This is a genomic window from Rhodocaloribacter litoris (assembly GCF_011682235.2).
In the GTDB taxonomy this organism is placed as follows: Bacteria; Bacteroidota; Rhodothermia; order Rhodothermales; family ISCAR-4553; genus Rhodocaloribacter; species Rhodocaloribacter litoris.
In genome coordinates this window covers 2801682-2821884 of the sequence record NZ_CP076718.1, presented here as the reverse complement: position 1 = coordinate 2821884, position 20203 = coordinate 2801682, and the positions used below count along the sequence as shown (strand labels likewise).

Here is a 20203-nt window from a genome sequence, read left to right as displayed (position 1 = left end):
ATCCAGGTTCTCCGCGGCCGTCGTCATGCCGGTCGGCTCCGGAACCACGTGGGGCGTGGCGACCCGCGATGCCCCCCGCCGTCAGTACTTCGGCACGCCCGGGTCGACCTCGTCGCTCCAGGCCAGGATGCCGCCCTTGAGGTTGACGGCCCCGTGGAAGCCGTGCTCGCGCAACAGCTTCACGGCCCGGGCCGAGCGGGCGCCGGAGCGACAGTGCACGATGATCTCCTGATCCCGGTACGGGGCGAGTTCGTCCAGGCGGTCGGCCAGTTCATCGACGGGGATGAGCGGCGCGCCCAGGTTGGCGATCTCGTACTCGTGCGGCTTCCGGACGTCGAGGATGAAGGGACGCTCGCCGCGGTCGAGGCGGGCCTTCAGCTCGGTAACGGTGATCTCGGGCACCGCGTCCGCTTCGGCCGACGCGGCAGCACGGGCCTGCGGGATGCCGCAGAACGCCTCGTAGTCGATCAACGCCGTGACGGTCGGGTGCGTGCCGCAGACCGGGCAGTCCGGGTTCTTGCGCACCTTGAGCGTGCGGAACGTCATCGTGAGGGCGTCGAAGAGGAGCAACCGCCCCACGAGCGGCTCCCCGGCGCCCACGATCCACTTGATGACCTCGGTGGCCTGCAGCGCCCCGACGATACCCGGCAGCACGCCCAGCACCCCGCCCTCGGCGCACGAGGGCACCAGCCCCGGCGGCGGCGGCTCGGGGTAGAGGCAGCGGTAGCACGGCCCGTCCGGCGCGCCGAAGACCGACACCTGCCCCTCGAAGCGGAAGATGGAGGCGTACATGTTCGGCGTGCCGGTGAGCACCGAGGCGTCGTTGACCAGGTAGCGCGTGGGGAAATTGTCCGTGCCGTCGGCTACCAGGTCGTAGGCCCCGATGAGGTCGAGCGCGTTCTCGCTGGTGAGGCGCGTCTCGTACGTCTCCACCTCCACGTGCGGGTTGATGTCGAGGATGCGCTCGCGGGCGGAGGCGAGCTTCGAGCGACCGACGTCCTTCGTGCCGTGGAGCACCTGCCGTTGCAGGTTCGACTCGTCGACCACGTCGAAGTCGACCAGGCCGAGGCGACCCACGCCGGCGGCGGCCAGGTAGAGCGCCAGCGGCGAGCCGAGGCCGCCCGCACCGATGAGCAGCACCGAGGCGGCCTTGAGTTTCTTCTGCCCCTCCAGCCCCACCTCGGGCAGGATCAGGTGGCGGCTGTAGCGCCGCACCTCCTCGGGCGAGAGCGTCACGTTCGGAGCGGAGATGGTTTCCATGGTTTCGTGCGGAAAGATACGGTGGTTCGAGACGGATCGCCGGGGTGCTCACCCGCGCCCCCCGGCGATGGACGGGACGATGGAGAGCGTGTCGCCGGGCTTGAGGGCGGTCGCCGGGCCGTCGAGGTAGCGGATGTCCTCGTCGCCGACGTACACGTTGACGAACGAGCGGAGCCGGCCCGCCTCGTCGAACAGGTGGTTCTTCAGCGCCGGGTGCCGGGCGACGAGGTCGGCCAGCGCCTCACGCACGGTCTCGCCGGCCACCTCCACGGTCGCCTGGTTGCCGGTGAACGCCCGCAGCGGCGTCGGGATGTGGATCGCGGTCAGGGTCTGCGTCGTGCTCATGTCGGTCGGTTCGTCTGGGATGGTGAGTGAATGATGGTTTGCAGGGTTCGCCGGACTTCATCCTTCGGCCTGTGCCGCACGCAGGGCTTCGTCGTCGACGGTGATCGCCTCGGGGAGGAACCGGGAGCGGTCCGGGGCGAGGGACCAGGCCGTCAGGTCGGCGGGGACGCCGTCGCGGACGGCGACGATCACGTACGTATAGCCGGGGAAGGTGGCTTCGGCCAGGTCGGTGGCCGAGGGCCGGGCGGGGTGGTCCGGGTGGGAATGGTAGAAGCCGACGACGTCGAGGCCCAGGCCCCGGGCGGCCCGCTCGGCGTGGCGGTAGTCCTCCGGCGCGATGGTATAACGGCGCTCGCGGTGCTCGGCCCGCCGGTTGGGCACGCGTTGCACGGCCACCACCCGGTTGCCCTCCGGCGCGAAGGTGCCCAGCAGGAAGCCGCAGCATTCCTCCGGGTACGTGTCGCGCCCGTGCTCCCGGATCGCGTCGAGGACGGCGGTATGGGTCAGCATGGATGGCCTCACAGCGTTTCGTTCCAGAATGGATCGCTCAGATACCGGGTACCGGTGTCGCACAGGATCGTCACGACGACGCCCTCGCGGAGCGTCTCGGCCACGCGGAGGGCCGCCGCCACGTTGGCCCCGGAGGAGATGCCCACGAGGAGCCCTTCCTCCCGGGCCAGGCGACGCGTCATGGCATAGGCCTCCTCCGTCTGCACCCGCAGGTCGTCGTCGGCCAGCGCCGGGTCGTAGATGCCCGGCACGAGGGCCGTCTCCATGTGCTTGAGCCCTTCCATACCGTGCAGCGGGCTGTCCGGCTGGACGGAGAAGCAGCGGATGGCGGGGTCGAACGCCTTGAGGCGCCGCGTGACGCCGGTGAAGGTGCCCGTCGTGCCCAGCCCGGCGACGAAGTGCGTGACGCGGTGGCGCGTCTGTTCGAGGATCTCGACCCCGGTGGTGCGCGCGTGCGCCCGCCAGTTGGCGTCGTTGTTGTACTGGTCGGGGTAGAAATAGCGGTCGGGCTCGGCGGCGACGCGCTCGCGCACGTAACGCTGCGCCCCGTCGGTGCCCTCCAGCGGGTCGGTCAGGATCAGGTCCACGCCATAGGCGGCCAGGATCCGCTTCCGTTCCGCGGAGGCGTTGGCGGGCAGCGCCAGCGTCACCGGGATCCCCAGGGCCGCCCCGATCATGGCGTAGGCGATGCCGGTGTTGCCGCTCGTGGCGTCGATGAGCGTTTTGCCCGGCGTGAGGGCCCCGCGGCGCAGCCCGTCCCGGATCATGCCCAGCGCCGCCCGGTCCTTGACCGAACCGCCCGGGTTGAGGTGCTCGGCCTTCGCATAGACGGCCACCGTCTCGGGCAGGTGCGCCGTCACCCGCCGCAGCCGGACGAGCGGCGTCCGCCCGATGCGGCGCAGCACGCCGTTACGCAACGCCCCGGCGCGTCCGGCCGGGGAAGCCAGAACATCAACGTGTGTGCCTTCCATCAGAGACTGGGTCATGGAACAAAAAAAGCCCCTCACGGCAATCCGGGAGGGGCACTGGCAGCAATGTGAGCGCGATCGTCAGCTTTCCGGGCCTATCCGTATCGCGACGGCGTCACCGCGCCTCCCCTCCGGCCGGGGGCACAACAACACATCGCACAACAGCAGGCCAGGATGGTCCGGAGGAAAGGCATCGCGTATGGAAAATAGAACTGTTCAGGTAAGGGGAATCGGGCAAACCGGGCATAATCTACGACCGGTCTTTCCAAAAGTTCTTCCCCGGGAAGAAGATTTCACGGGCCCCGTCCCGGGACGGCCTACTCGACGATGCCGGCGCCGTGTTCCTGGATGGCGCCATGCGGGATGGAGGCAAACCGTTTGACGGCCAGCACCAGGGCCTTCCTGGGCAGCCCCCCGTCCAGCATCAGGTCGTAGCGAAAGAGCAGAAGCCCGTCGTTCGTGGTGCTGGCACAGACCATGATGTATTCGTCGTTGATGCGGTTGACACATTGCAGCCGGTCGATCGGGCTGGTACCGTCCTTGAAGCCGAAAACACTCATAAGGCGAATCCGGTTTCTCCGCTCCATGTCCGGAATGACCAGCACAATGCAGGCATCCCGGATACGCAGATGCCCGCTTTCGGACAGGGAAACGTCCATGTAGGCGGCTTCGAAGGTGGCCCGCAACGTATCGACGGACAGGTTGTCCGACGTAATGAGATCCTCAGCCATCAGTCGCTCCTCCCGGGGTGGTTGGGGGTGTGTCGTCGCTTGTCCGGCCGTGTGCTGCAGCGGCAGGGCAGGTCCGGACGGCTCTCCGTTCATCCGCATGCTTCCGAAGAGTCTTCTGAAAAAGCCCATCGTCTCCACCCGGCCGTCCGTTTTCAAGTCGTCCCGACGCTTCAAAAGCAGGGTGCTTTCCTCTCTTCGGCATGCCGGGCGAAGGGAGAAAGGGCGGGTTGCCGAAAGAAAATCGGGGAGGAAGACGTGCTATCCGATGGGCCACAGATCCCTCGCCATCGGCGCGGGGACACGTCGGACGCCGGACGCAACGGCCACGCCGCGCCGCCTGTGACGCGACCCTCCGGCCGAACGCCCCTACACGTCCGCTTGTACCGGCTTCTTCGAGAACCGGCGTACAAAGTACGACATTACGGCCTCCGGGGCAACCCGGGCGGCCGGGGCCTGCATCACGCCCGGCGCCCGTTGGCACGCCGGGTACGCCGCGGCCCGCCTCAGGATTTGACCTGCCGGGGCATGAAATAGCGGGCCGCTTCGGGGTCCCGGGGCCGGACACGCCGGGGAGTGGAGGCGTCCCCGTCCGAAGGCGAAGCCTCCGACCGCACGCCGGGAGCCGGGTCGTCGCCGGAGGATCGGGGCCGGAATTCCGGGGGGATAGGCGGCGTCTGCGTGATGCGCCCCCGCTCGTCCACGGATACCCACTGCGAGGGCAGGTCGTAGAGATACCGCCCGATGCCCCACTGCACGGCCGCCCGGCGCATACTCGACGAGAGGCCGCCCTTGACCGGCTCCACGTCCGTATTCTCGGCGCCGTCCCATTTCGTCACCCACTCCGCCGTGCCGTCTTCCCGCACGATACGGATCGAGAGGCCGCACAGGACCCCGCCCTCCGGTCCCGAGACGAACTCGTTGCGCCAGTTTTCGGGGCCGCATACGCTATCGAGCCGGTCCATGATGGCGCGGTTCGTCACATAGGCGGCCACCAGGGCCTTGCCGGTCTTCTTCGAGACGGCGATGGGTTTCCACCCGATGTCTTCCGGGTCAAAAAAGGCTTGCAGTCGATGCAGGTCGATGGGACCGGGCATGGGCTTCTCCATGGTTGAAGGGGATACGTGGCGGGAAATTATCGCGCGGCGATGACACCTGTGTGTCACCCCGGACGATGCCAAATCCTGCCTTATTTTTTTAAACGAAACACCTGAAAGCGCTTTTCTTCACATCAAAAATAATCGTTTTCCATTAATTAATTTGACAAACAAGCGAATCTATCTTAAAATGATCAACCCGAATCAACATCGTCCTCAATCTTTTAACCCCAGGTAACATGAGACGACGGTTCATCTGCCTTCCCGCCCTGTTCTTCCTGGGCGTTCCGGTCGCCCGGGCCCAGGAAGCCGCTGCTGCAATTTCGGCCCCGGACACGGCCTGGCTGCTGGTTTCGACGGCGCTGGTGTTGCTGATGACCCCGGCGCTGGCCTTTTTCTACGGCGGGCTGGTGCGGGCCAAGAACGCCCTGAACACGATGATGATGAGCTTCATCGCCCTCGGCGTGGCGGGGGTCCTGTGGGCCCTGCTCGGCTACTCGCTGGCCTTCGGATCGGGTACGGCCTGGCTCGGCGACCTGTCGATGGCGTTGCTGAGCGGGGTGGGCCTGGAGGCCAGCGGGTCGATCCCCCACCTGCTGTTCATGGCGTTCCAGGGCACCTTTGCCATCATCACCGTGGCACTGATCTCGGGGGCCGTCGTGGAACGGATGCGGTTCCCGGCCTATGTGGCCTTCGTCGGGCTCTGGGTGCTGTTCGTTTATGCACCGGTATGTCACTGGGTGTGGGGCGGCGGCTGGCTGGGCGAGCTCGGTGCGCTGGACTTCGCCGGCGGGGCCGTCGTGCACATCAACGCGGGCGCAGCGGCCGTGGCGGCGGCGCTCTTCCTGGGCCCGCGCAAGGACTACGGCCGGCAGGCGCTCCTGCCGCACCACGTTCCGTTCGTGCTGCTGGGCGCCGGGTTGCTCTGGTTCGGCTGGTTCGGCTTCAACGGCGGCAGTGCCCTGGCCTCGAACGGCACCGCCGGCCTGGCCTTCGTCAACACGTTGCTGGCTCCGGCGGCAACGCTGGTGGTGTGGACGGCCCTGGACCACCTCCGCACGGGCAAGATCACGGCGGTCGGCGTGGCGACGGCCATCGTGGTGGGGCTCGTGGCCGTGACCCCGGCCGCCGGGTTCGTCTCGCCGCTTTCGGCGCTGGCGCTCGGGGCTCTGGCCGCCCTCCCCAGCTACTTCGCCATCCAGTGGCGCGCCCGCACCCGCTTCGACGACTCGCTCGACGTCTTTGCCGCCCACGGCCTCGGCGGTATCACCGGCGCATTGCTCACCGGCGTCTTCGCCAGCGCCGCCTGGAACGGGGCCACCGACGGCCTGCTCTTCGGCAACGTCGCCCAGTTCGGCATCCAGGCCCTCTCGGTCGTGGCCGTCTTCGCCTACAGCGGTGCGCTGACCTTTGCCATCCTCAAGGGCCTGAGCCTGGTCATGGCCGTCCGGACCGACGACCAGGCGGAGCGGCTCGGCCTCGACATCGTCCACCACGGCGAGGAAGCCTACACGGACGGCGAGGGTGCCCTCCTGCTCCTGGACGAAGAAACCCGGCCCGTGCGCGTGCCCGCACCCGCCGTCAGCCCGTCGATGGCCTGAACCCAACCCGCCTGCGAAAGCCATGAAACTCATCAAAGCCATCATCCGCCCCGAGCGCCTCAACGACGTGCTCAAGGCGCTCTTCCGCGCCGAAGTGCGCGGCCTCACCGTCACCCGCGTGCGCGGTCACGGTGGCGAACGTGAAACCGAAGAAACCTACCGGGGCACGACCGTCCGGATGGAACTGACCGACAAGGTGATGCTCGACATCGGCGTCTCCGACCCCTTCGTCGAACCGACCATCGAGGCCATCCTGTCGGCGGCCCGCACCGGCGAGGTCGGCGACGGCAAAATCTTCGTCCTGCCGGTCGAAAAGATATACCGCATCCGGACCGGCGAGGAAGACACGGCGGCCGTCACGCCCGTGGTGCCGGCGTGACGGTTTCCCGGGGCGCTTCGCGCGCCCGGCCGCCGCGGCTTTTCGGGGTCGTCTCTCCCGGGAGACGACCCCGATCTTTTTCCTCGCGCTCGTTTGACGGCCAGCACTTTCGAACGTATCATGTTTGAAAGGTGTAACCCTGCCCGTGGGCCGGCGTACCCTCCGGGCATGACGCAATGCGGCAACCATGGACACCGTCTATCTCATCAGCCTGATCGTCGGCGGCTTCTTCGTGCTGCTCTCGATCTTCGGCGGCGGCGAGTCGGACACCGACGTGGAAGCCGACATGGACACGGATTTCGACGCCGACACGGATTTCGACACCGGCCCGGGGCTCGTCGACCTCCTCTCCCTGCGGGCCCTGTTCCTCTTTGCCGCCTTCTTCGGCCTCACCGGAACGGTGCTGACGTGGCTGAATTCCGGCGAACCGATGACCCTCCTGCTGTCTGTGCTCACCGGGCTGGCGGTCGGGCTGGGGGGCAACTACGTCATCAAGCGGCTCGCCTATGAGCACGTCTCCAGTGAGATCACGCTGCAAGACCTGCAGGGCAAGACGGCCCGGGTGCTGCTGCCCTTTCAGGGCGCAGAGAAAGGCAAGATCGCACTGGTGGCCCGGGGACACCGGTTGCAACTGGTGGCCCGGGCCCTCGATAACGAGACGGCCGAGACATTCCGGCCCGGCGACGAGGTGGTCGTGGTACGCCTGCGCGACAACGTGGCCGAGGTCGTCAAGCCGAACTGAGGGTTAACCATGGAACTCTTCGTCATTCCCGCCATCCTGATCCTCGGCTTTCTGGCCGTGCTGGGCATCGTCCGTGCCAACCTGAAGATCTGCCAGCCGAACGAGGTGCTCATCTTCAGCGGGCGCAAGCGCAAGCTGCCCGACGGCGCCGTCGTGGGCTACCGGATCATCCGGGGCGGGCGCGGCTTCCGCATTCCCATCATCGAGAAGGTGGACCGCCTCCCGCTCAACACGATTCCCATCGACCTGACCGTCAAGAACGCCTACTCGAAGGGCGGCATCCCGCTGACGGTCCGCGCCATCGCCAACGTCAAGATCGCCTCGAACGAGCCCGAGCTCAACAATGCCGTCGAACGCCTCCTGGGCAAGACGCTGGACGAGATCCAAGTCATCGCCAAGGAAACGCTGGAAGGCAACCTGCGGGGCGTGCTGGCTTCGCTGACCCCCGAGGAGGTCAACGAAGACCGCCTCAAGTTCGCCAAGGAACTCCTCGAAGAAGCCGATAACGACCTGAGCGCCCTGGGCCTGCAACTGGACACGCTCAAGATCCAGAGCGTCGAAGACGACGCCGGCTACCTGGACGCCATCGGGCGGCAGAGCACGGCGAACATCATCGCGGCGGCCGAGGTGGTCGAGGCCAGCAAGCGCGAACAGGCCAAGCTGGCCGAAGCCGAGGCGGAGCGCGCCATCGTGCAGGCACAGAACGAGGTGCGCCTCCTGAAAGCCCGGCTCGCCGCCCAGGCCGAGGCCGAAGAGGCCAAGGTGGCCGTGGCGGCCCAGGTGGCCCGTGCCCGGGCCGAACAGGAGCTGGCCGAACAGGAAATCCTCCTGGCTGAGAAACGCCGCCGGGCCGAGGTGGTGGTCGCTGCGGAAGCGGAACGCAAGGCCAAAGAGGAGATCGCCAAGGGAAACGCCGCCCGCATCCTGGAAGACGGCCATGCCGAAGTGGAGGTGCTCCGGCGCAAGCTCGAACTGTGGCAACAGGCCGGCCCCGACGCCGAACGCCTCTTCCTCATCCAGATGCTGCCGGATATCCTCCGTGAGGTCATCAAGACTGTGGACCACCTCAAGATCGACCGGATCACGGTCGTCGACAGCGGCACCGGCCGGGCCGGGGTACCGGCCGTCTTCAACCAGATCGCCGGGGCCACGCCCGCCCTGCTCGAAAGCCTCAAGGCCACCACCGGCATCGACATCGCCGGCATGCTCGGCCGCGCCGCAGCCGACGACGAACCGGCGGCGGTACCCGCCAAACCCGCCCGCCCCGAAGGCGACGGCGCCTCCTGAGCCGGAGGCCGGAAGGCGCACACTGCCGGCACAAACCCGGGCCCACCGGTGTCAGCGTTCGACTCGGCCGGACCCGCTACCGCCGGCGAGTTTCTCGACCTCTTCGCGACTGACCAGGTTGAAGTCACCGGGAATCGTCTGTTTCAGGCAGGACGCGGCGACGGCGAATTCCAGCGCTTCCTTCGAGTTGGCCTTTTGCAGAAGCCCGGCGATGAGACCGGAAGCAAACGCATCGCCACCACCGACGCGGTCTACGATCTGGATCTCGTAGCGCTGCGATCGCACCGGCTCCTTGCAGTCCCGGTCGTCGTGCAGGACGGCACTCCATCCGTTGAGGCTGGCACTGAACGACTCCCGCAACGTGATGGCAACAACCTCGAAACCAAAGGTTTCCTTGAGCCGGCGGGCCAGCCGGAAATAACCGGCTTCATCCAGCCGTGCCCCTTCGATGTCGGTCTGCTCCGCCTTCATTCCCAGGCTACGATCGGCATCCTCTTCGTTGGCGATGCAAACGTCGACGTATGCCATGAGGGGACGCATGGTGGCCCGGGCCTCCTCCACCGTCCACAGCTTTTTGCGGTAGTTGAGGTCACACGAGATCGTGGCTCCGGCCGCCCTGGCCGCCTCGCAGGCCGCCACGAGCGTTCGGCGGACGGTCTCGCCGAGGGCGGCCGTAATGCCCGTCCAGTGAAACCAGCGGGCGCCTTCGAAGACGGCGTCCAGATCGAGTTCCTCCGGTGCGAGGGTCGTCACGGCTGCGTGAGCACGGTCGTAGATGACCTTGGAGGCCCGCTGGCTGGCACCCGTCTCCAGGAAATAGATGCCGACCCGCTCGCCACCGCGGACGATGAAGCGATCCGACACGCCGAAGCGGCGCAGGTGGTTGACGGCCGCCTGCCCGATCTCGTGGCGGGGCAGCTTCGTGACGAAGTAGCTCTCGAAGCCGTAGTTCGCCAGCGACACGGCCACGTTGGCCTCACCGCCTCCGAAGGTGACGTCGAACGACGAAGCCTGCACGAACCGCTGGAAGCCCGGCGTCGAGAGCCTGAGCATGATCTCGCCGAGGGTGATGACTTTCATACTGGCAGAGGGAACAGGTGAAACGGATCATTCAGCCCGTGCGGCCTCGACACTGCGGCGCAGCTTCCGGGCGTTCTCGATGAGGACGGCATAGTCGCCCGCGGCAATGGCGGCCTTGTCCAGCAGGGCGCTGCCAACGCCGACGGCCACGGCGCCGGCGCGGATCCAGTCGCCCGCGTTCTCGAGCGTGACGCCGCCGGTGGGCATCAGCTTCAGGTGCGGCATCGGGGCCAGCACCGCCTTGAAGAACGGCATGCCCACCACGTCGGCCGGGAACACCTTGACGAGGTCGGCGCCGGCCTCGGTGGCGGCCAGAATCTCCGTGGGGGTGAAGCAGCCCGGCATGGCGGGCACGTCGTGGCGGTGCGCCTCGGCCACGACCTCGGGCTTGAAGACGGGGCTGACGACGTAGCGGGCGCCGGCGTCGATGGCCTGGCGGGCCACCTCGGCCGAGAGCACCGACCCCACGCCGACCTGCACCTCGTCACCCATTGCCCCGGCGACTTCTTCGATGACCGCCAGCGCGTCGGGGGTGGTCATCGTGATTTCGATGGCCGTGATGCCTCCTTCATGAAGAGCCTCGGCCACACGAAGCAGACGCTGCGCATCCGCCATTCGCACCACCGCCACGGCACCGCTCTCGATGATGCGCTGCAGGATCTCCTTCCGGACGTTCATACGACACGGGGGTGTGAGCATAGAAATAACGAACCCCTGCCGGGGCGACCTTGGGCCAAAAGATAAGGGCGCCAGGTCCTTTCACAAGACCTGGCGCCCTCGTACACCCGACTAGCGAAGCAGGGTGACCTTTCGGGTCGCCGTGAAGGTGTCGGTCTCTACCCGGATGAAGTACAGGCCGGCCGGGGCCTGCCCCCCTTCCCACCGGAAGGTGTGGCTGCCGGGCGTCAGATAGCCGTCTGCCAGGGAGGCCACCTCGCGCCCGAGCAGGTCAAAGACCCGCACGCGCACCTCCACCGGCCGCGGCACTTCGAGCGAAAGGGCAGCGGTGCCGCGGAAGGGGTTCGGATAGATGGCGCTGAGGATGAACCCATCGGGCAGCGTCGTTTCTTCGGTGGACGTCACGAACGCCTCGGTGGTCCCGATGGCAGCATAATAGGTGTCCTGAACGAACGTCGGCGGATCGCCCTCCAGGGTGATCTCGAAGGTGAAATCCGCAAGGTCACCCGACTGCACCAGCGTCGGCGGGGCGGCCAGCGTCGTGACGTGCGGGCTGCCGGTGTCGGGATCGAAGCCGCCGCTGTTGCGCCACACGGAGCGGTCTTCTGCCACGGAGGTCGCAACGACGAACTCCGAACTCCCCTCCGGCACGCCGTCGTCCGGACCGTAACTGATCGCAATGCGGTCCACCGTATACGGGTCGCCGGTATCCCGCTCGAACATCGTGAAGGCATAGTACCGGACGGGCGAGATGTCCATGAGGCCGTTTTCGAGGGTGGCCGAACCGGGATCGGCATCGCCAGCGATGACGCGCACCTCGAAGTCCTGATCGTCCGGCACCAGGTCGGAGGAATAGATCGTCACCGGCCGGTAGGCGCTCTCATCGCCGACGGGATAGACGCGTTCGTAGGCGTCGCCGCTCCTGGGGATGCCGCGCGAGAGGGCCCCGATCACATAGGAGTTCGGCGATCCCCCCACGACGCCGCTGGAGCTGTTGGTCCACACCCGCCAGCGGTACTCGTTCGTAACGATGTTACCGCTTTCGAGGTGCAGCTTGGCCAGGCTGTTGTTGTCCTGTGTGACGTCGCTGCCCAGCACCACGCGCCCCCCGTCCGTCTTCCGGATAAACACCTGGAAGAGCTGGTTGGTATTGTTGTCGTATTCGCCCAGCGTGACCACCGAATCATCGGAGCCTTCGAAAATGAGATCGACGAAGGCGGCCGTGGGCGGGTCCGTGCTCGTGGCCCCGCGCCGCATGTCGAACGTGCCGCCGGTGCTGTTGTCAATGTTTCCGTAGACGGTCAGGCGATGGTATACGATACCGTACCCCACGCCGGTATCCGGGTCTTCCTGGGAAAGCGGCCGGAGTTCGGCGTCCGGCCCTTCGATGACCAGATTACCATAGACGGTCAGGCCGAACCCGGCCAGGGAGGGATCGCGCTCGTAGCGGAGTTCCCCCGCTTCGCCCGTAACCGTGACGTTGCGTGCTTCGGCGTTGGCGATGTTGATCGAAACCGTGCTATCGATGACGACGTCGTCGTTTGCCGTCGGGACCGTCCCGGTGGACCAGGTGTTCGGATCGTCCCAGTTGCCGCCGTCGTTGGCGACGGTGATCTGAGCCTGTGCGGTACCGGCCGTCAGGAGAGTAAATGCGACCGCGAGGCTCCAGAGGCAGTATCGGTAGACCATGGCATTGTGCGTTTTGGAAGGGAAAAAAAGCGCTTCGCGACGAAGGCCACCCGTGGACCATCATCCCGTGTTATAGTATAGCGATTTGTAACATGTCATACAAGATGAGATGTGATTTTTATTCAGACGCGGGATGGCTTTCCGGCGATCGCCCGTTATCCTCCCACTTCGCTCTCCGCTTCCACCGCCATCAGTTGCCGGACATGATGTTCCGCGATCTCCAGGTGCCTGGCCATCCGCTCGTGGGCCGCTTCAGGGTCGCGGTTCAAAATTGCCTCGACGATCGCGGAATGCCACGTCACGGCGGCTTCGTGGGCATCGCTCACGGCATAGTATACGCCCGTCTTGATCTTGGGCATGAGTTGCTGGATGGGATGGATCAGGAGGGGCATCAACGGATTGTGCGTGGCCTCGGCAATGAGCACGTGGAACTCCATGTCCAGCTTCGAGAGCTTCTCGAAGGGACGCTCGCAGGCCTTGAGCATATCGAGATTGGCCAGGATCCGCTCCGCGTCCTCCGCGGTGTGCCGCCGCGCCGCCTCGGCCGCGATAGGGGGTTCGATGATCTGACGCGCCCGTACCACGTCCAGCGCCTGACCGGTCCCCCGGTTCAGGTGCAGGTAGAGCTCCAGCGGAGCGGACACGGAGGCGACCGAAGGCGTATCTACAAAGATACCCCGCCCTTTCTCGATGCGAACGAGCCGGCGGGCCGACAGCATGCGGAGCGCCTCGCGCATCACCGTCCGGCTGACCCCGAACTGCTCGCAGAGCTCCATCTCGGAGGGAAGCCGGTCGCCTACGGCGAGGCGACCGTCCCGGATGGCGGCCTCGATTTCTTCCTCGACGGCATGGCTGAGCAACTGGCGTTTCCCAACGGCCTTGAACATATCGCCCTCAAAAGCTGGTGAAGTGTATGACGTCAGTTAACACACACTCGGATCATTTGATCCCATCACACGCCGGGCGAACAGGCCCGCTCATAGCCCGAATACGCCGGGGAGCCAGAGCGTCAGCGCCGGTACGAAGGTCACAATCAGGAGGGCGAGCAGGAGCGCTATGTACAGAGGTAGCAGGGGCCGGACGATCCCGCTCACGGGCACACCGGCCACGCTGCACCCGGCAAAGAGAACCGTCCCTACCGGGGGCGTGCACAGCCCGATGCACAGGTTCACCACCATGAGAATGCCGAAATGCACGGGATCCACGCCCATCTGCACAGCTACCGGCAAGAAAATGGGCGTGAAGATGAGAATGGCCGGCGTCATGTCCATGAACGTCCCGACCAACAGGAGCATCACGTTGACGAGCAGGAGCAACACGACCGGGTTCTCACTCACGGAAACCAGCGCTTCCCCCACCTCCTGCGGAATCCGCTCGAAGGAGAGCGCCCACGAAAGCGCCATGCTCGTGGCAATGAGGAGCATGACGACGGCGGTCGTCACGACCGAGTGCAACAACACGTCGAACAGCTCGCGGAGACGGATCTCTCGATAAATGCCCACCGAAAGCACAAGAGCGTACAGCACCGCGATGGCAGCCGCCTCGGTGGCGGTAAAGATGCCCGCGACGATCCCTCCGATGACGACGATGATGAGACCGAGGCTCGGGAGCGCATCCAGCAGCCGGCGCGCCACCTCGGTGAGGGGGACGCGCTCATCGGTACGGAAGCCGCGCCGGTAGGCCACGACGCCGGCCACGATCATGAGCGCCATCCCCATGAGCAGGCCAGGGAGGTACCCCGCCACGAACAGGGCGGCCACGGAGACGCCGCCCGAGGCCAGCGAATAGATGATCAGCACGTTGCTGGGCGGGATCACCAGGCCCGTCGTGGCGCTCGTGACGTTCACGGCCGCGCTGTAGCCGGCGCCGTACCCGCTCCTGACCATCCGCGGATGCATCACACCCCCGATAGCCACGGCCGAGGCGATGGCACTTCCGCTGATGGCACCGAAGAGCATGTTCGCGATGACGTTGACGAAAGCGAGCCCGCCGGGCAGGCTCCCCACGAGGGCCCGGGCCAGGGCAATGAGACGATGTGCAATGCCGCCCCGCCCCATGATGTTGCCGGCCAGAATGAAGAAGGGAATGGCCAGCAACGTGAACGAGTCGAGTCCCGTCGCCACGCGCTGCGCCACGGTGCTGATGGCCGGGATGAAATCCACCATGGCAAACATCGAGAAGAGGGTCGCCAGCCCGATGCAGAACGCCACCGGCACGTCGAGCGCGAGCAGGACGAGGAACGTAACGAGGAGAATGACGACAGCGAGAGCCATACAAAACCGGCAATACAGTGCGAAGGAGGAAGGATCAGTCGATGGGAGGAACCGGGACACGGTCCTCCTCCCCGGAGGGCGGCACTTCGCCGCGGCGGATCTCGGTCGCCGCCACGAGGGCATAGAACGTCATGAGCAGACCGCTGAGCGGGAGCACGAGGTACACGTATCCGATGGGCACGCGAAGGGCCGCCGAGATCTGTTTCAGCGCCAGCGTCACGTACACGATCCGGATACCGCCTCCCACGAGGACGAGCAGCGCAAAGAGTGCCACCGCCGCGAGCCCGGCATAGGCTGCTATCCGGCGTTTCTTCGGCGACATGGACCGCACCAGAATATCGATGCCGAGGTGGGCCCGCCGGCGCAGGGCATAAGCCGCCCCGATCAGGGAAATCCAGATGAGCAGGTAGGTCGCCAGCTCTTCCGTGATGGAACTGGGATCGTTGAGCAGGTAGCGCGTGGCCACCTGCCACGACACCACGACCACCATCACGGCCATGAGCAGGACCAGCAGGACCTCCACGATCCGGTCTACGATTGCGGCGAGCTTCTTCATCAGGAATCAGAGCCGTTGGTGGAAAGGGTATCGCGCGCGGCGGCTTTGCCGGCGGGTGCGGTCGCCAGCGCACGGATCCGTTCTGCCCACCGGCCGAGTTCGGTGCCCTTCAGGTCCTCGTACAGCGGGGCGACGGCCTGCCGGAACGGCGTCTTGTCCGGTTGGATCACCGTGATGCCGGCCTCCTCGACGGCAGCCAGCGCCGCCGCCGTCGCCTCTTCCCAGAGCTCCCGCTGGTAGGCGACGGATTCTTCGATGGCCTCCTCGATCCAGGCGCGCTGCTGCGCCGACAGCTGGTTCCACCGCCAGGTCGAAATGAGCAGGACGTCGGGTGGTGCAGAGTGCTCATCGAGGATGTAATACCGGCTGACCTCGTAGTGCTTGGAGCCGTAGAAGTTGGGCGGGTTGTTCTCAGCCCCATCGACGACGCCCTGCTGAAGCGCCGTGTAAATCTCCCCGTAGGCGAGCGGCGTGGCATTGCCCCCGAGCAGGTTGATCGTCCGGATAGACAGGTTGCTGCGCATCACCCGGATCTTCAGCCCCTGAAGGTCTTCGGGCGCCTGCACGGCACGGTCCCTCACGTAGAAGGAACGAAAGCCGGCATCGTAGTAGCACAGCCCCCGGATGCGGTAGGGCTCCCCGGCCAGCAGGATTTCCTTGCCGATGGGGCCGTTCAGCACCCGCCACAGATGATCGGCATCGTCGAACAGATAGGGCAGGCTGAAGACCCCCATCTCGGGGACGAAGTTTTCGACGACGGCGGCGGAGACTTTGGCGAGGTCGAGCGTGCCCAGTTGCAGCAGCTCGATGGTCTCGCGCTCGGAGCCGAGCTGGCCGTTGGGATAGATCTCGACCCGCATGGTCCCGCCCGAGAGCGCTTCCAGGCGTTCACCGAAGCGAGCCATGCCGAGATGGACGGGGTGATCGGTCGCCAGCACGTGCGCCAGGCGCAGGACGACGACCTCCTCCCGCACCGTGCAGCCGGCCAGCATGACGACGAGCAGCACCGCGCTCAGATGAAGCATCCGCATCAGAGCATCACCCCCCGGACGTAGACCCGCGCCCGTTTCGTCAAGACTTCGATGAAATACGGCCCCGCCGGCAAACCACCGCCCGACACCCCGGCCTCCCACGAGATCACCGACACACCACGGGGTCGGTATCCGTCCGCCAGTACAGCCAGGCGCCGCCCCAGCAGATCGTACGCCGTGACGCGCACGTGCCCCGGCTCCGGCAGGAACAGACGCAGGTGCGTGGCCCCCCGCGACGGGTTGGGAAAAGGCCCCTCGATACGGAGGGCCTGCCCTGCTCCGGCGGGAGTCTCCACGCCCGTGTCGGTCCCGGTTTCAATGAGGACTACACCGGTCTCCTGGAAGACACTACCGTTGACGCTGAAGTGCACACGCCCGTCACCCAGTTCGTCATACGGAATCGGCTCGCCGTTCAGGGTCACACCGACGATCGGGTCTGCTCCTACCTGCAGGGTGATGCCGGCTTCCCCCTCAAAGGGCTCCAGATACAGCCTCTGGTGTGCTGCATCCGAGCGGTCCACCGCCGCCGTCAGCGCAAGCGTTGCCTGCAGCAGATCCTGGCCTTCCCAGTTCACCCGGTGCCCTTCGGTGACGGCAAACCGGCGGACCGCGCCGTCCATGTGCCCCACCCAGGCAAACGCGGCGTCGGTCCCGAGCGGTCCGGCCGTGCGGAACGCGGGATCACGCTGGACGGCCACGTTCGTGGTGGCCCCGTCGTCTTCCACGATCTCCGCGCTGACGATCCCGTCGGCGCTGAGGTCGGTGACCTGCGGCGCCGGGGCCTCCACCGGGGTGGGGTAGAGCACGTGCAGAAACACCGGCGCCGTGCCGGACTGCCGGACGGAGACGTAGGTCTGTGCTTCCTCGTGGCCCCAGTACAGGCTCGTCCACCGGCTCGTCTCATCCACAATGAGGGGACCATTGCCTACGAAGGCGGCATGGAGGCGGCCGCCCCGGCCGTAGGTGTCGGCCGGGGCCGTCCACGTCATGCGCGTGCCGTCGCGGGTGAGCGCGCCCCGCCCGTGCAGATGCACCTGATAGCTGGCCGTGTTCGCCGAGGTGCCGATGTCGTAGACCACCCAGAAGCGCTCGTTCGGGAAGGCGATGCCGCGCCGGACCTCGGCCCCTCCCGCCACCCCGTTGCTCGGCGCCTCCATCTCGGCAAAGTCGTAGCCGGGCGTGTCGAGCGCGTGCAGGAGGTGCGGCCCCTCGTTCTGCGTGTTGTCGTAGTCGATCAGCGGAAAACCATTGACCGTAACGGTGTTGTGCGCCTGCGCCGAGGTATACCAGGAGCGCCGATCATCGCTGAAGCCGGCGGGGCCGTAGCCGGCATCGACGGCGAGCGGGGTGCCTTCGGCATCGAGGACGTAGGAAAGGTGGTCCGGGTGATCGTGGTTATCGGCCGAGGCGACGCCGTGAAAGAGGAGATACCGGACGTCATCGCCCGCCCAGCCGCTGCGGAAGGCCACCTGCCCGCTGCCGACGATCTGGGTGGGCGAAGCATCCGGCGCCGTCGCCGGGAGGTCGGCATCCCAGGTCAGCAGGACGTCGATCTCCCAGGTCACGTCGTTCGTGGCGCCGGTGTAGTTCTGCGTGAAGAAAGACGTCGTCGCCCAGTTCCACTGGAGCAGTTCGCCCAGCGGTGCCGTGCCGTGCAGCGCGGTGGGCGCGTCCCGGTAGGCAGCGGCCACGGTATGGGTGGGCGCAGGCTTCATGAAACCGTCCTCCAGGTTGGGCATCCAGCCGCGCCCGTTCCGGATGCGCAGGGGCCACTCGAAGGCCGGCTGGTAATAGGGGAAAAGATCCACGCCCGCCACGTTGCGGTAGTGCCAGAGGAACGGGATCGCATTGACGAGGGTGAACACGTAATAGTGCGATCCCTCGCGGTAGACCCCGTCTTCGCTGAACATGTAGCGCGTGACCGTGTTCTGGCGATCGAGCGCGAACGACAGCCAGGCCGCCGCGTCCGGGTGGTCGGAAAGCGTTAGCGCGGCGGTGCCGAGGGCATAGGCCGGCTTCGAGCGGTGGTTGTGCGGGCGCGGGGCGTAACTGTTCATGTGGGCGTAGAGCAACTCGGCCTCGGCGACGAGCCGTGCCCGGACCTTCGCCTCCATCTCCGGCGTGAGCCGGTCGTAGAGCCAGTCATAGGCGGCGCAGTAATTCTGCAGCCACGTGGCCCGGTAGATCTCATCATATTCGCCGTCGAACGTATCCGAACCCACTTCCTGGGGCACGTTCTCGTAGGCCAGCCCGAGCGTTTCCATCGCCTTGACCAGGGCGATGAGGTCGCCGTTGACGATCCAGGCAAACGCGAGGGTCTTGGCCATCCGGGGCCGGTCGCTGGGATCGGTGCTGGCGGGATTCCGGCTTTTGAAGCTGCTAATGTCGCTCGTGATCTCCGCGACCAGGTCGGCATAGGCCGGATGGTTCCACCGGGCCTTCACGACCGCGATCTCGTCGGCCGTGAACCACAGCGACGGATGCACCTCCGCACCGGGAAGCACGGCCTCGGTCGGCACCGAAAAGCCCGTATAGGTTTCGTACTCGCTCTGCGCCCGGATGGAAGGCACGACGGCAAAGGCAAACCCGACGAGAATACAAAGAACACGCATGTAGGCAGGTACAACGGTCAGGACGCGGGGGGGGTAGATGACGCCGCCGGGGAGCCGTCCGTCGAACGGTTTTCGGCTTGATGAGGTTGCCCTTCCTTGCCGAAAGCGAAATCATCCTCCATGCCCAGAAAAGAGCCCCGGGCGGGCGTGAAGACATCGATGAGGCTGCCGGCTTCGAGCGCCACGGCCCCGTGCATTACGTCGGGCGGCACGAAGAACCCGTCGCCGGCGCGGAGTACGGCCTTCTCCCCGCCGATTTCGACCTCGAAGACACCGGACTCGACGTAGGTCGTCTGGCGGTGAGGATGGCGGTGGAGCCGGCCTACGGCGCCGGCCTCGAAGAGCACCCGGACGAGCATCAACTGATCGTCATAGCCGAGAATCTGGCGGCGGATGCCTTCCTCGGGTTGTTCCCAGGCGATATCCCCACTTCTGGCGAAGACGCCGGATCCGTTGAGCCCATTGTGGGCCGGGGTCGATTCATCGTATGGCATGGACCTTCGAAGATCGTGGATGGGGAAAAAAGCGGTTCGGAGATCACCGGCGAATCCCGGCCGGGCCGGCTACACGAAGTACAGCCCCCCGTTGATTTCCAGGGACTCGCCGTTGATGTACGACGCGGCGTCCGAGGCGAGAAAGAGGACGGCCCGGGCCACATCCCCGGGGGTACCCTCGCGCCCGGCGGCCGTCATGGCGGCGGTGCGTTTCCGGGCCTCGTCCGGGGTGAACGTGTCGTGGAAGGTGGTGTCGATCAACCCCGGCGAGACGCAGTTGACGCGGATCTTACGCCCGGCGAGTTCCTTGGCCAGGCCGCGTGTCAGGGTGAGCACCGCCCCCTTCGAGGCGGCATACGCGACGGCCCCGCCGCCCCCACCGTTCCGGGCGGCCAGCGAAGACAGGTTGACGATCGCCCCGCCGTCGTTCATCCTGGGCAGGGCCGCTTTCGTGACGAGGTAAACACTCTTGAGGTTGACGGCCATCACCCGATCCCACAGCTCCTCGGGCATCTCGGCGATGGGTTTGCGTTCGAGCAAGCCGCCGGCATTGTTGACGAGCACGTCGATGGAGCCGCCCAGGCGCTCACACGTCTCGGCGATGAGGCGTTCGACGTCCCCGGGCCGGGTGACGTCGGCCTGCACGGCGATGGCCTTGCCGCCCCGGCTGGTGATTTCCGCCACGGTGGCCTCCGCCTCCTCGCGGCTGGCGCGGTAGTTGACGGCCACGGCGGCTCCCGCCTCGGCAAAACACTGGCAGATGGCTTTGCCGATATCCCGGCCGCCACCGGTTACAAGAGCGATTTTTCCGGTAAGGTCGATGGTCATGGACAAGAAAGGTCTGGTTGAACGGAAAGGTCGTGGCGTGCGCGT

The 20203-nt window shown here is 66.3% G+C and carries 20 protein-coding genes; 4 read left to right on the top strand and 16 right to left on the bottom strand.

Annotation, left to right across the window (positions count from 1 at the left end):
• Positions 1-81: 81 nt before the first annotated feature.
• The 6 genes from moeB to GQ464_RS11680 form a co-directional block, all read right to left on the bottom strand.
• Entirely contained in the window at positions 82-1260 is a 1179-nt protein-coding gene (moeB, locus tag GQ464_RS11705; protein ID WP_228350234.1) for a molybdopterin-synthase adenylyltransferase MoeB, read from the bottom strand.
• A gap of 48 nt (positions 1261-1308) precedes the next feature.
• Positions 1309-1605, bottom strand: a complete 297-nt coding sequence (locus tag GQ464_RS11700; RefSeq protein ID WP_228350233.1) for a ubiquitin-like small modifier protein 1 — start codon at positions 1603-1605, stop codon at positions 1309-1311.
• A gap of 57 nt (positions 1606-1662) precedes the next feature.
• Entirely contained in the window at positions 1663-2115 is a 453-nt protein-coding gene (locus tag GQ464_RS11695; RefSeq protein ID WP_166976745.1) for a M67 family metallopeptidase, read from the bottom strand.
• A gap of 8 nt (positions 2116-2123) precedes the next feature.
• Positions 2124-3086, bottom strand: coding sequence for a PLP-dependent cysteine synthase family protein (locus tag GQ464_RS11690; protein WP_166976807.1), 963 nt, complete (start codon positions 3084-3086; stop codon positions 2124-2126).
• Between the two features lie 314 nt (positions 3087-3400).
• Positions 3401-3814: a YbjN domain-containing protein gene (locus GQ464_RS11685; RefSeq protein WP_166976746.1), complete on the bottom strand. Its 414-nt coding sequence runs from the start codon at positions 3812-3814 to the stop codon at positions 3401-3403.
• A 503-nt stretch (positions 3815-4317) separates the two neighbouring features.
• Positions 4318-4908: a Rad52/Rad22 family DNA repair protein gene (locus GQ464_RS11680; protein ID WP_166976747.1), complete on the bottom strand. Its 591-nt coding sequence runs from the start codon at positions 4906-4908 to the stop codon at positions 4318-4320.
• A gap of 239 nt (positions 4909-5147) precedes the next feature.
• On the opposite strand from GQ464_RS11680, the gene GQ464_RS11675 reads away from it, so the two are divergent.
• From GQ464_RS11675 to GQ464_RS11660, 4 genes are all read left to right on the top strand, one after another.
• Positions 5148-6509 carry an ammonium transporter gene (locus tag GQ464_RS11675; RefSeq protein ID WP_166976748.1) on the top strand — a complete coding sequence of 454 codons (1362 nt, stop codon included), beginning with the start codon at positions 5148-5150 and terminating at the stop codon, positions 6507-6509.
• A 22-nt stretch (positions 6510-6531) separates the two neighbouring features.
• Complete coding sequence (locus GQ464_RS11670) at positions 6532-6888, top strand: P-II family nitrogen regulator (RefSeq protein WP_166976749.1); 357 nt, start codon at positions 6532-6534, stop codon at positions 6886-6888.
• A gap of 187 nt (positions 6889-7075) precedes the next feature.
• Positions 7076-7630 (top strand): hypothetical protein, encoded by a 555-nt coding sequence (locus GQ464_RS11665; RefSeq protein ID WP_166976750.1) that lies wholly within the window; start codon positions 7076-7078, stop codon positions 7628-7630.
• A gap of 9 nt (positions 7631-7639) precedes the next feature.
• Positions 7640-8917 carry a flotillin family protein gene (locus GQ464_RS11660; protein WP_166976751.1) on the top strand — a complete coding sequence of 426 codons (1278 nt, stop codon included), beginning with the start codon at positions 7640-7642 and terminating at the stop codon, positions 8915-8917.
• Positions 8918-8968: 51 nt separating this feature from the next.
• Here GQ464_RS11660 and GQ464_RS11655 read toward each other — a convergent pair whose 3' ends face one another.
• From GQ464_RS11655 to GQ464_RS11610, 10 genes are all read right to left on the bottom strand, one after another.
• Positions 8969-9997, bottom strand: a complete 1029-nt coding sequence (locus tag GQ464_RS11655; RefSeq protein WP_166976752.1) for a sugar kinase — start codon at positions 9995-9997, stop codon at positions 8969-8971.
• A gap of 27 nt (positions 9998-10024) precedes the next feature.
• Positions 10025-10675 carry a bifunctional 4-hydroxy-2-oxoglutarate aldolase/2-dehydro-3-deoxy-phosphogluconate aldolase gene (locus tag GQ464_RS11650; protein WP_166976753.1) on the bottom strand — a complete coding sequence of 217 codons (651 nt, stop codon included), beginning with the start codon at positions 10673-10675 and terminating at the stop codon, positions 10025-10027.
• Positions 10676-10786: 111 nt separating this feature from the next.
• Positions 10787-12364, bottom strand: a complete 1578-nt coding sequence (locus GQ464_RS11645; RefSeq protein WP_166976754.1) for a T9SS type A sorting domain-containing protein — start codon at positions 12362-12364, stop codon at positions 10787-10789.
• A 155-nt stretch (positions 12365-12519) separates the two neighbouring features.
• The gene (locus GQ464_RS11640; RefSeq protein WP_166976755.1) at positions 12520-13251 is read right to left on the bottom strand and encodes a FadR/GntR family transcriptional regulator; all 732 of its coding nucleotides are present in this window, start codon (positions 13249-13251) and stop codon (positions 12520-12522) included.
• A gap of 90 nt (positions 13252-13341) precedes the next feature.
• Positions 13342-14637, bottom strand: a complete 1296-nt coding sequence (locus GQ464_RS11635) for a TRAP transporter large permease (protein WP_166976756.1) — start codon at positions 14635-14637, stop codon at positions 13342-13344.
• A 34-nt stretch (positions 14638-14671) separates the two neighbouring features.
• A complete protein-coding gene (locus GQ464_RS11630) occupies positions 14672-15193 on the bottom strand; it encodes a TRAP transporter small permease (RefSeq protein ID WP_166976757.1) in 522 nt (173 codons plus the stop codon).
• On the bottom strand, positions 15193-16224 hold the full coding sequence (locus tag GQ464_RS11625) for a TRAP transporter substrate-binding protein (protein ID WP_228350232.1): 1032 nt from the start codon (positions 16222-16224) through the stop codon (positions 15193-15195). Before GQ464_RS11625 ends, GQ464_RS11630 begins: the two co-directional genes overlap by 1 nt.
• On the bottom strand, positions 16224-18836 hold the full coding sequence (locus GQ464_RS11620) for a heparinase II/III domain-containing protein (protein WP_166976759.1): 2613 nt from the start codon (positions 18834-18836) through the stop codon (positions 16224-16226). The genes GQ464_RS11625 and GQ464_RS11620 overlap by 1 nt, the downstream gene beginning before the upstream one ends.
• Positions 18837-18853: 17 nt before the next feature.
• Positions 18854-19330, bottom strand: coding sequence for a cupin domain-containing protein (locus tag GQ464_RS11615; RefSeq protein WP_166976760.1), 477 nt, complete (start codon positions 19328-19330; stop codon positions 18854-18856).
• 69 nt (positions 19331-19399) lie between these two features.
• On the bottom strand, positions 19400-20158 hold the full coding sequence (locus GQ464_RS11610) for an SDR family NAD(P)-dependent oxidoreductase (protein ID WP_166976761.1): 759 nt from the start codon (positions 20156-20158) through the stop codon (positions 19400-19402).
• Between the last annotated feature and the right edge of the window lie 45 nt (positions 20159-20203).

Bases quoted from the DNA above. Each gene is read 5' to 3' on its own strand.
- moeB (WP_228350234.1), bottom strand. From the start codon at position 1,260: ATGGAAACCATCTCCGCTCCGAACGTGACGCTCTCGCCCGAGGAGGTG.
- GQ464_RS11700 (WP_228350233.1), bottom strand. From the start codon at position 1,605: ATGAGCACGACGCAGACCCTGACCGCGATCCACATCCCGACGCCGCTG.
- GQ464_RS11695 (WP_166976745.1), bottom strand. From the start codon at position 2,115: ATGCTGACCCATACCGCCGTCCTCGACGCGATCCGGGAGCACGGGCGC.
- GQ464_RS11690 (WP_166976807.1), bottom strand. From the start codon at position 3,086: ATGGAAGGCACACACGTTGATGTTCTGGCTTCCCCGGCCGGACGCGCC.
- GQ464_RS11685 (WP_166976746.1), bottom strand. From the start codon at position 3,814: ATGGCTGAGGATCTCATTACGTCGGACAACCTGTCCGTCGATACGTTG.
- GQ464_RS11680 (WP_166976747.1), bottom strand. From the start codon at position 4,908: ATGCCCGGTCCCATCGACCTGCATCGACTGCAAGCCTTTTTTGACCCG.
- GQ464_RS11675 (WP_166976748.1), top strand. From the start codon at position 5,148: ATGAGACGACGGTTCATCTGCCTTCCCGCCCTGTTCTTCCTGGGCGTT.
- GQ464_RS11670 (WP_166976749.1), top strand. From the start codon at position 6,532: ATGAAACTCATCAAAGCCATCATCCGCCCCGAGCGCCTCAACGACGTG.
- GQ464_RS11665 (WP_166976750.1), top strand. From the start codon at position 7,076: ATGGACACCGTCTATCTCATCAGCCTGATCGTCGGCGGCTTCTTCGTG.
- GQ464_RS11660 (WP_166976751.1), top strand. From the start codon at position 7,640: ATGGAACTCTTCGTCATTCCCGCCATCCTGATCCTCGGCTTTCTGGCC.
- GQ464_RS11655 (WP_166976752.1), bottom strand. From the start codon at position 9,997: ATGAAAGTCATCACCCTCGGCGAGATCATGCTCAGGCTCTCGACGCCG.
- GQ464_RS11650 (WP_166976753.1), bottom strand. From the start codon at position 10,675: ATGAACGTCCGGAAGGAGATCCTGCAGCGCATCATCGAGAGCGGTGCC.
- GQ464_RS11645 (WP_166976754.1), bottom strand. From the start codon at position 12,364: ATGGTCTACCGATACTGCCTCTGGAGCCTCGCGGTCGCATTTACTCTC.
- GQ464_RS11640 (WP_166976755.1), bottom strand. From the start codon at position 13,251: ATGTTCAAGGCCGTTGGGAAACGCCAGTTGCTCAGCCATGCCGTCGAG.
- GQ464_RS11635 (WP_166976756.1), bottom strand. From the start codon at position 14,637: ATGGCTCTCGCTGTCGTCATTCTCCTCGTTACGTTCCTCGTCCTGCTC.
- GQ464_RS11630 (WP_166976757.1), bottom strand. From the start codon at position 15,193: ATGAAGAAGCTCGCCGCAATCGTAGACCGGATCGTGGAGGTCCTGCTG.
- GQ464_RS11625 (WP_228350232.1), bottom strand. From the start codon at position 16,224: ATGCGGATGCTTCATCTGAGCGCGGTGCTGCTCGTCGTCATGCTGGCC.
- GQ464_RS11620 (WP_166976759.1), bottom strand. From the start codon at position 18,836: ATGCGTGTTCTTTGTATTCTCGTCGGGTTTGCCTTTGCCGTCGTGCCT.
- GQ464_RS11615 (WP_166976760.1), bottom strand. From the start codon at position 19,330: ATGCCATACGATGAATCGACCCCGGCCCACAATGGGCTCAACGGATCC.
- GQ464_RS11610 (WP_166976761.1), bottom strand. From the start codon at position 20,158: ATGACCATCGACCTTACCGGAAAAATCGCTCTTGTAACCGGTGGCGGC.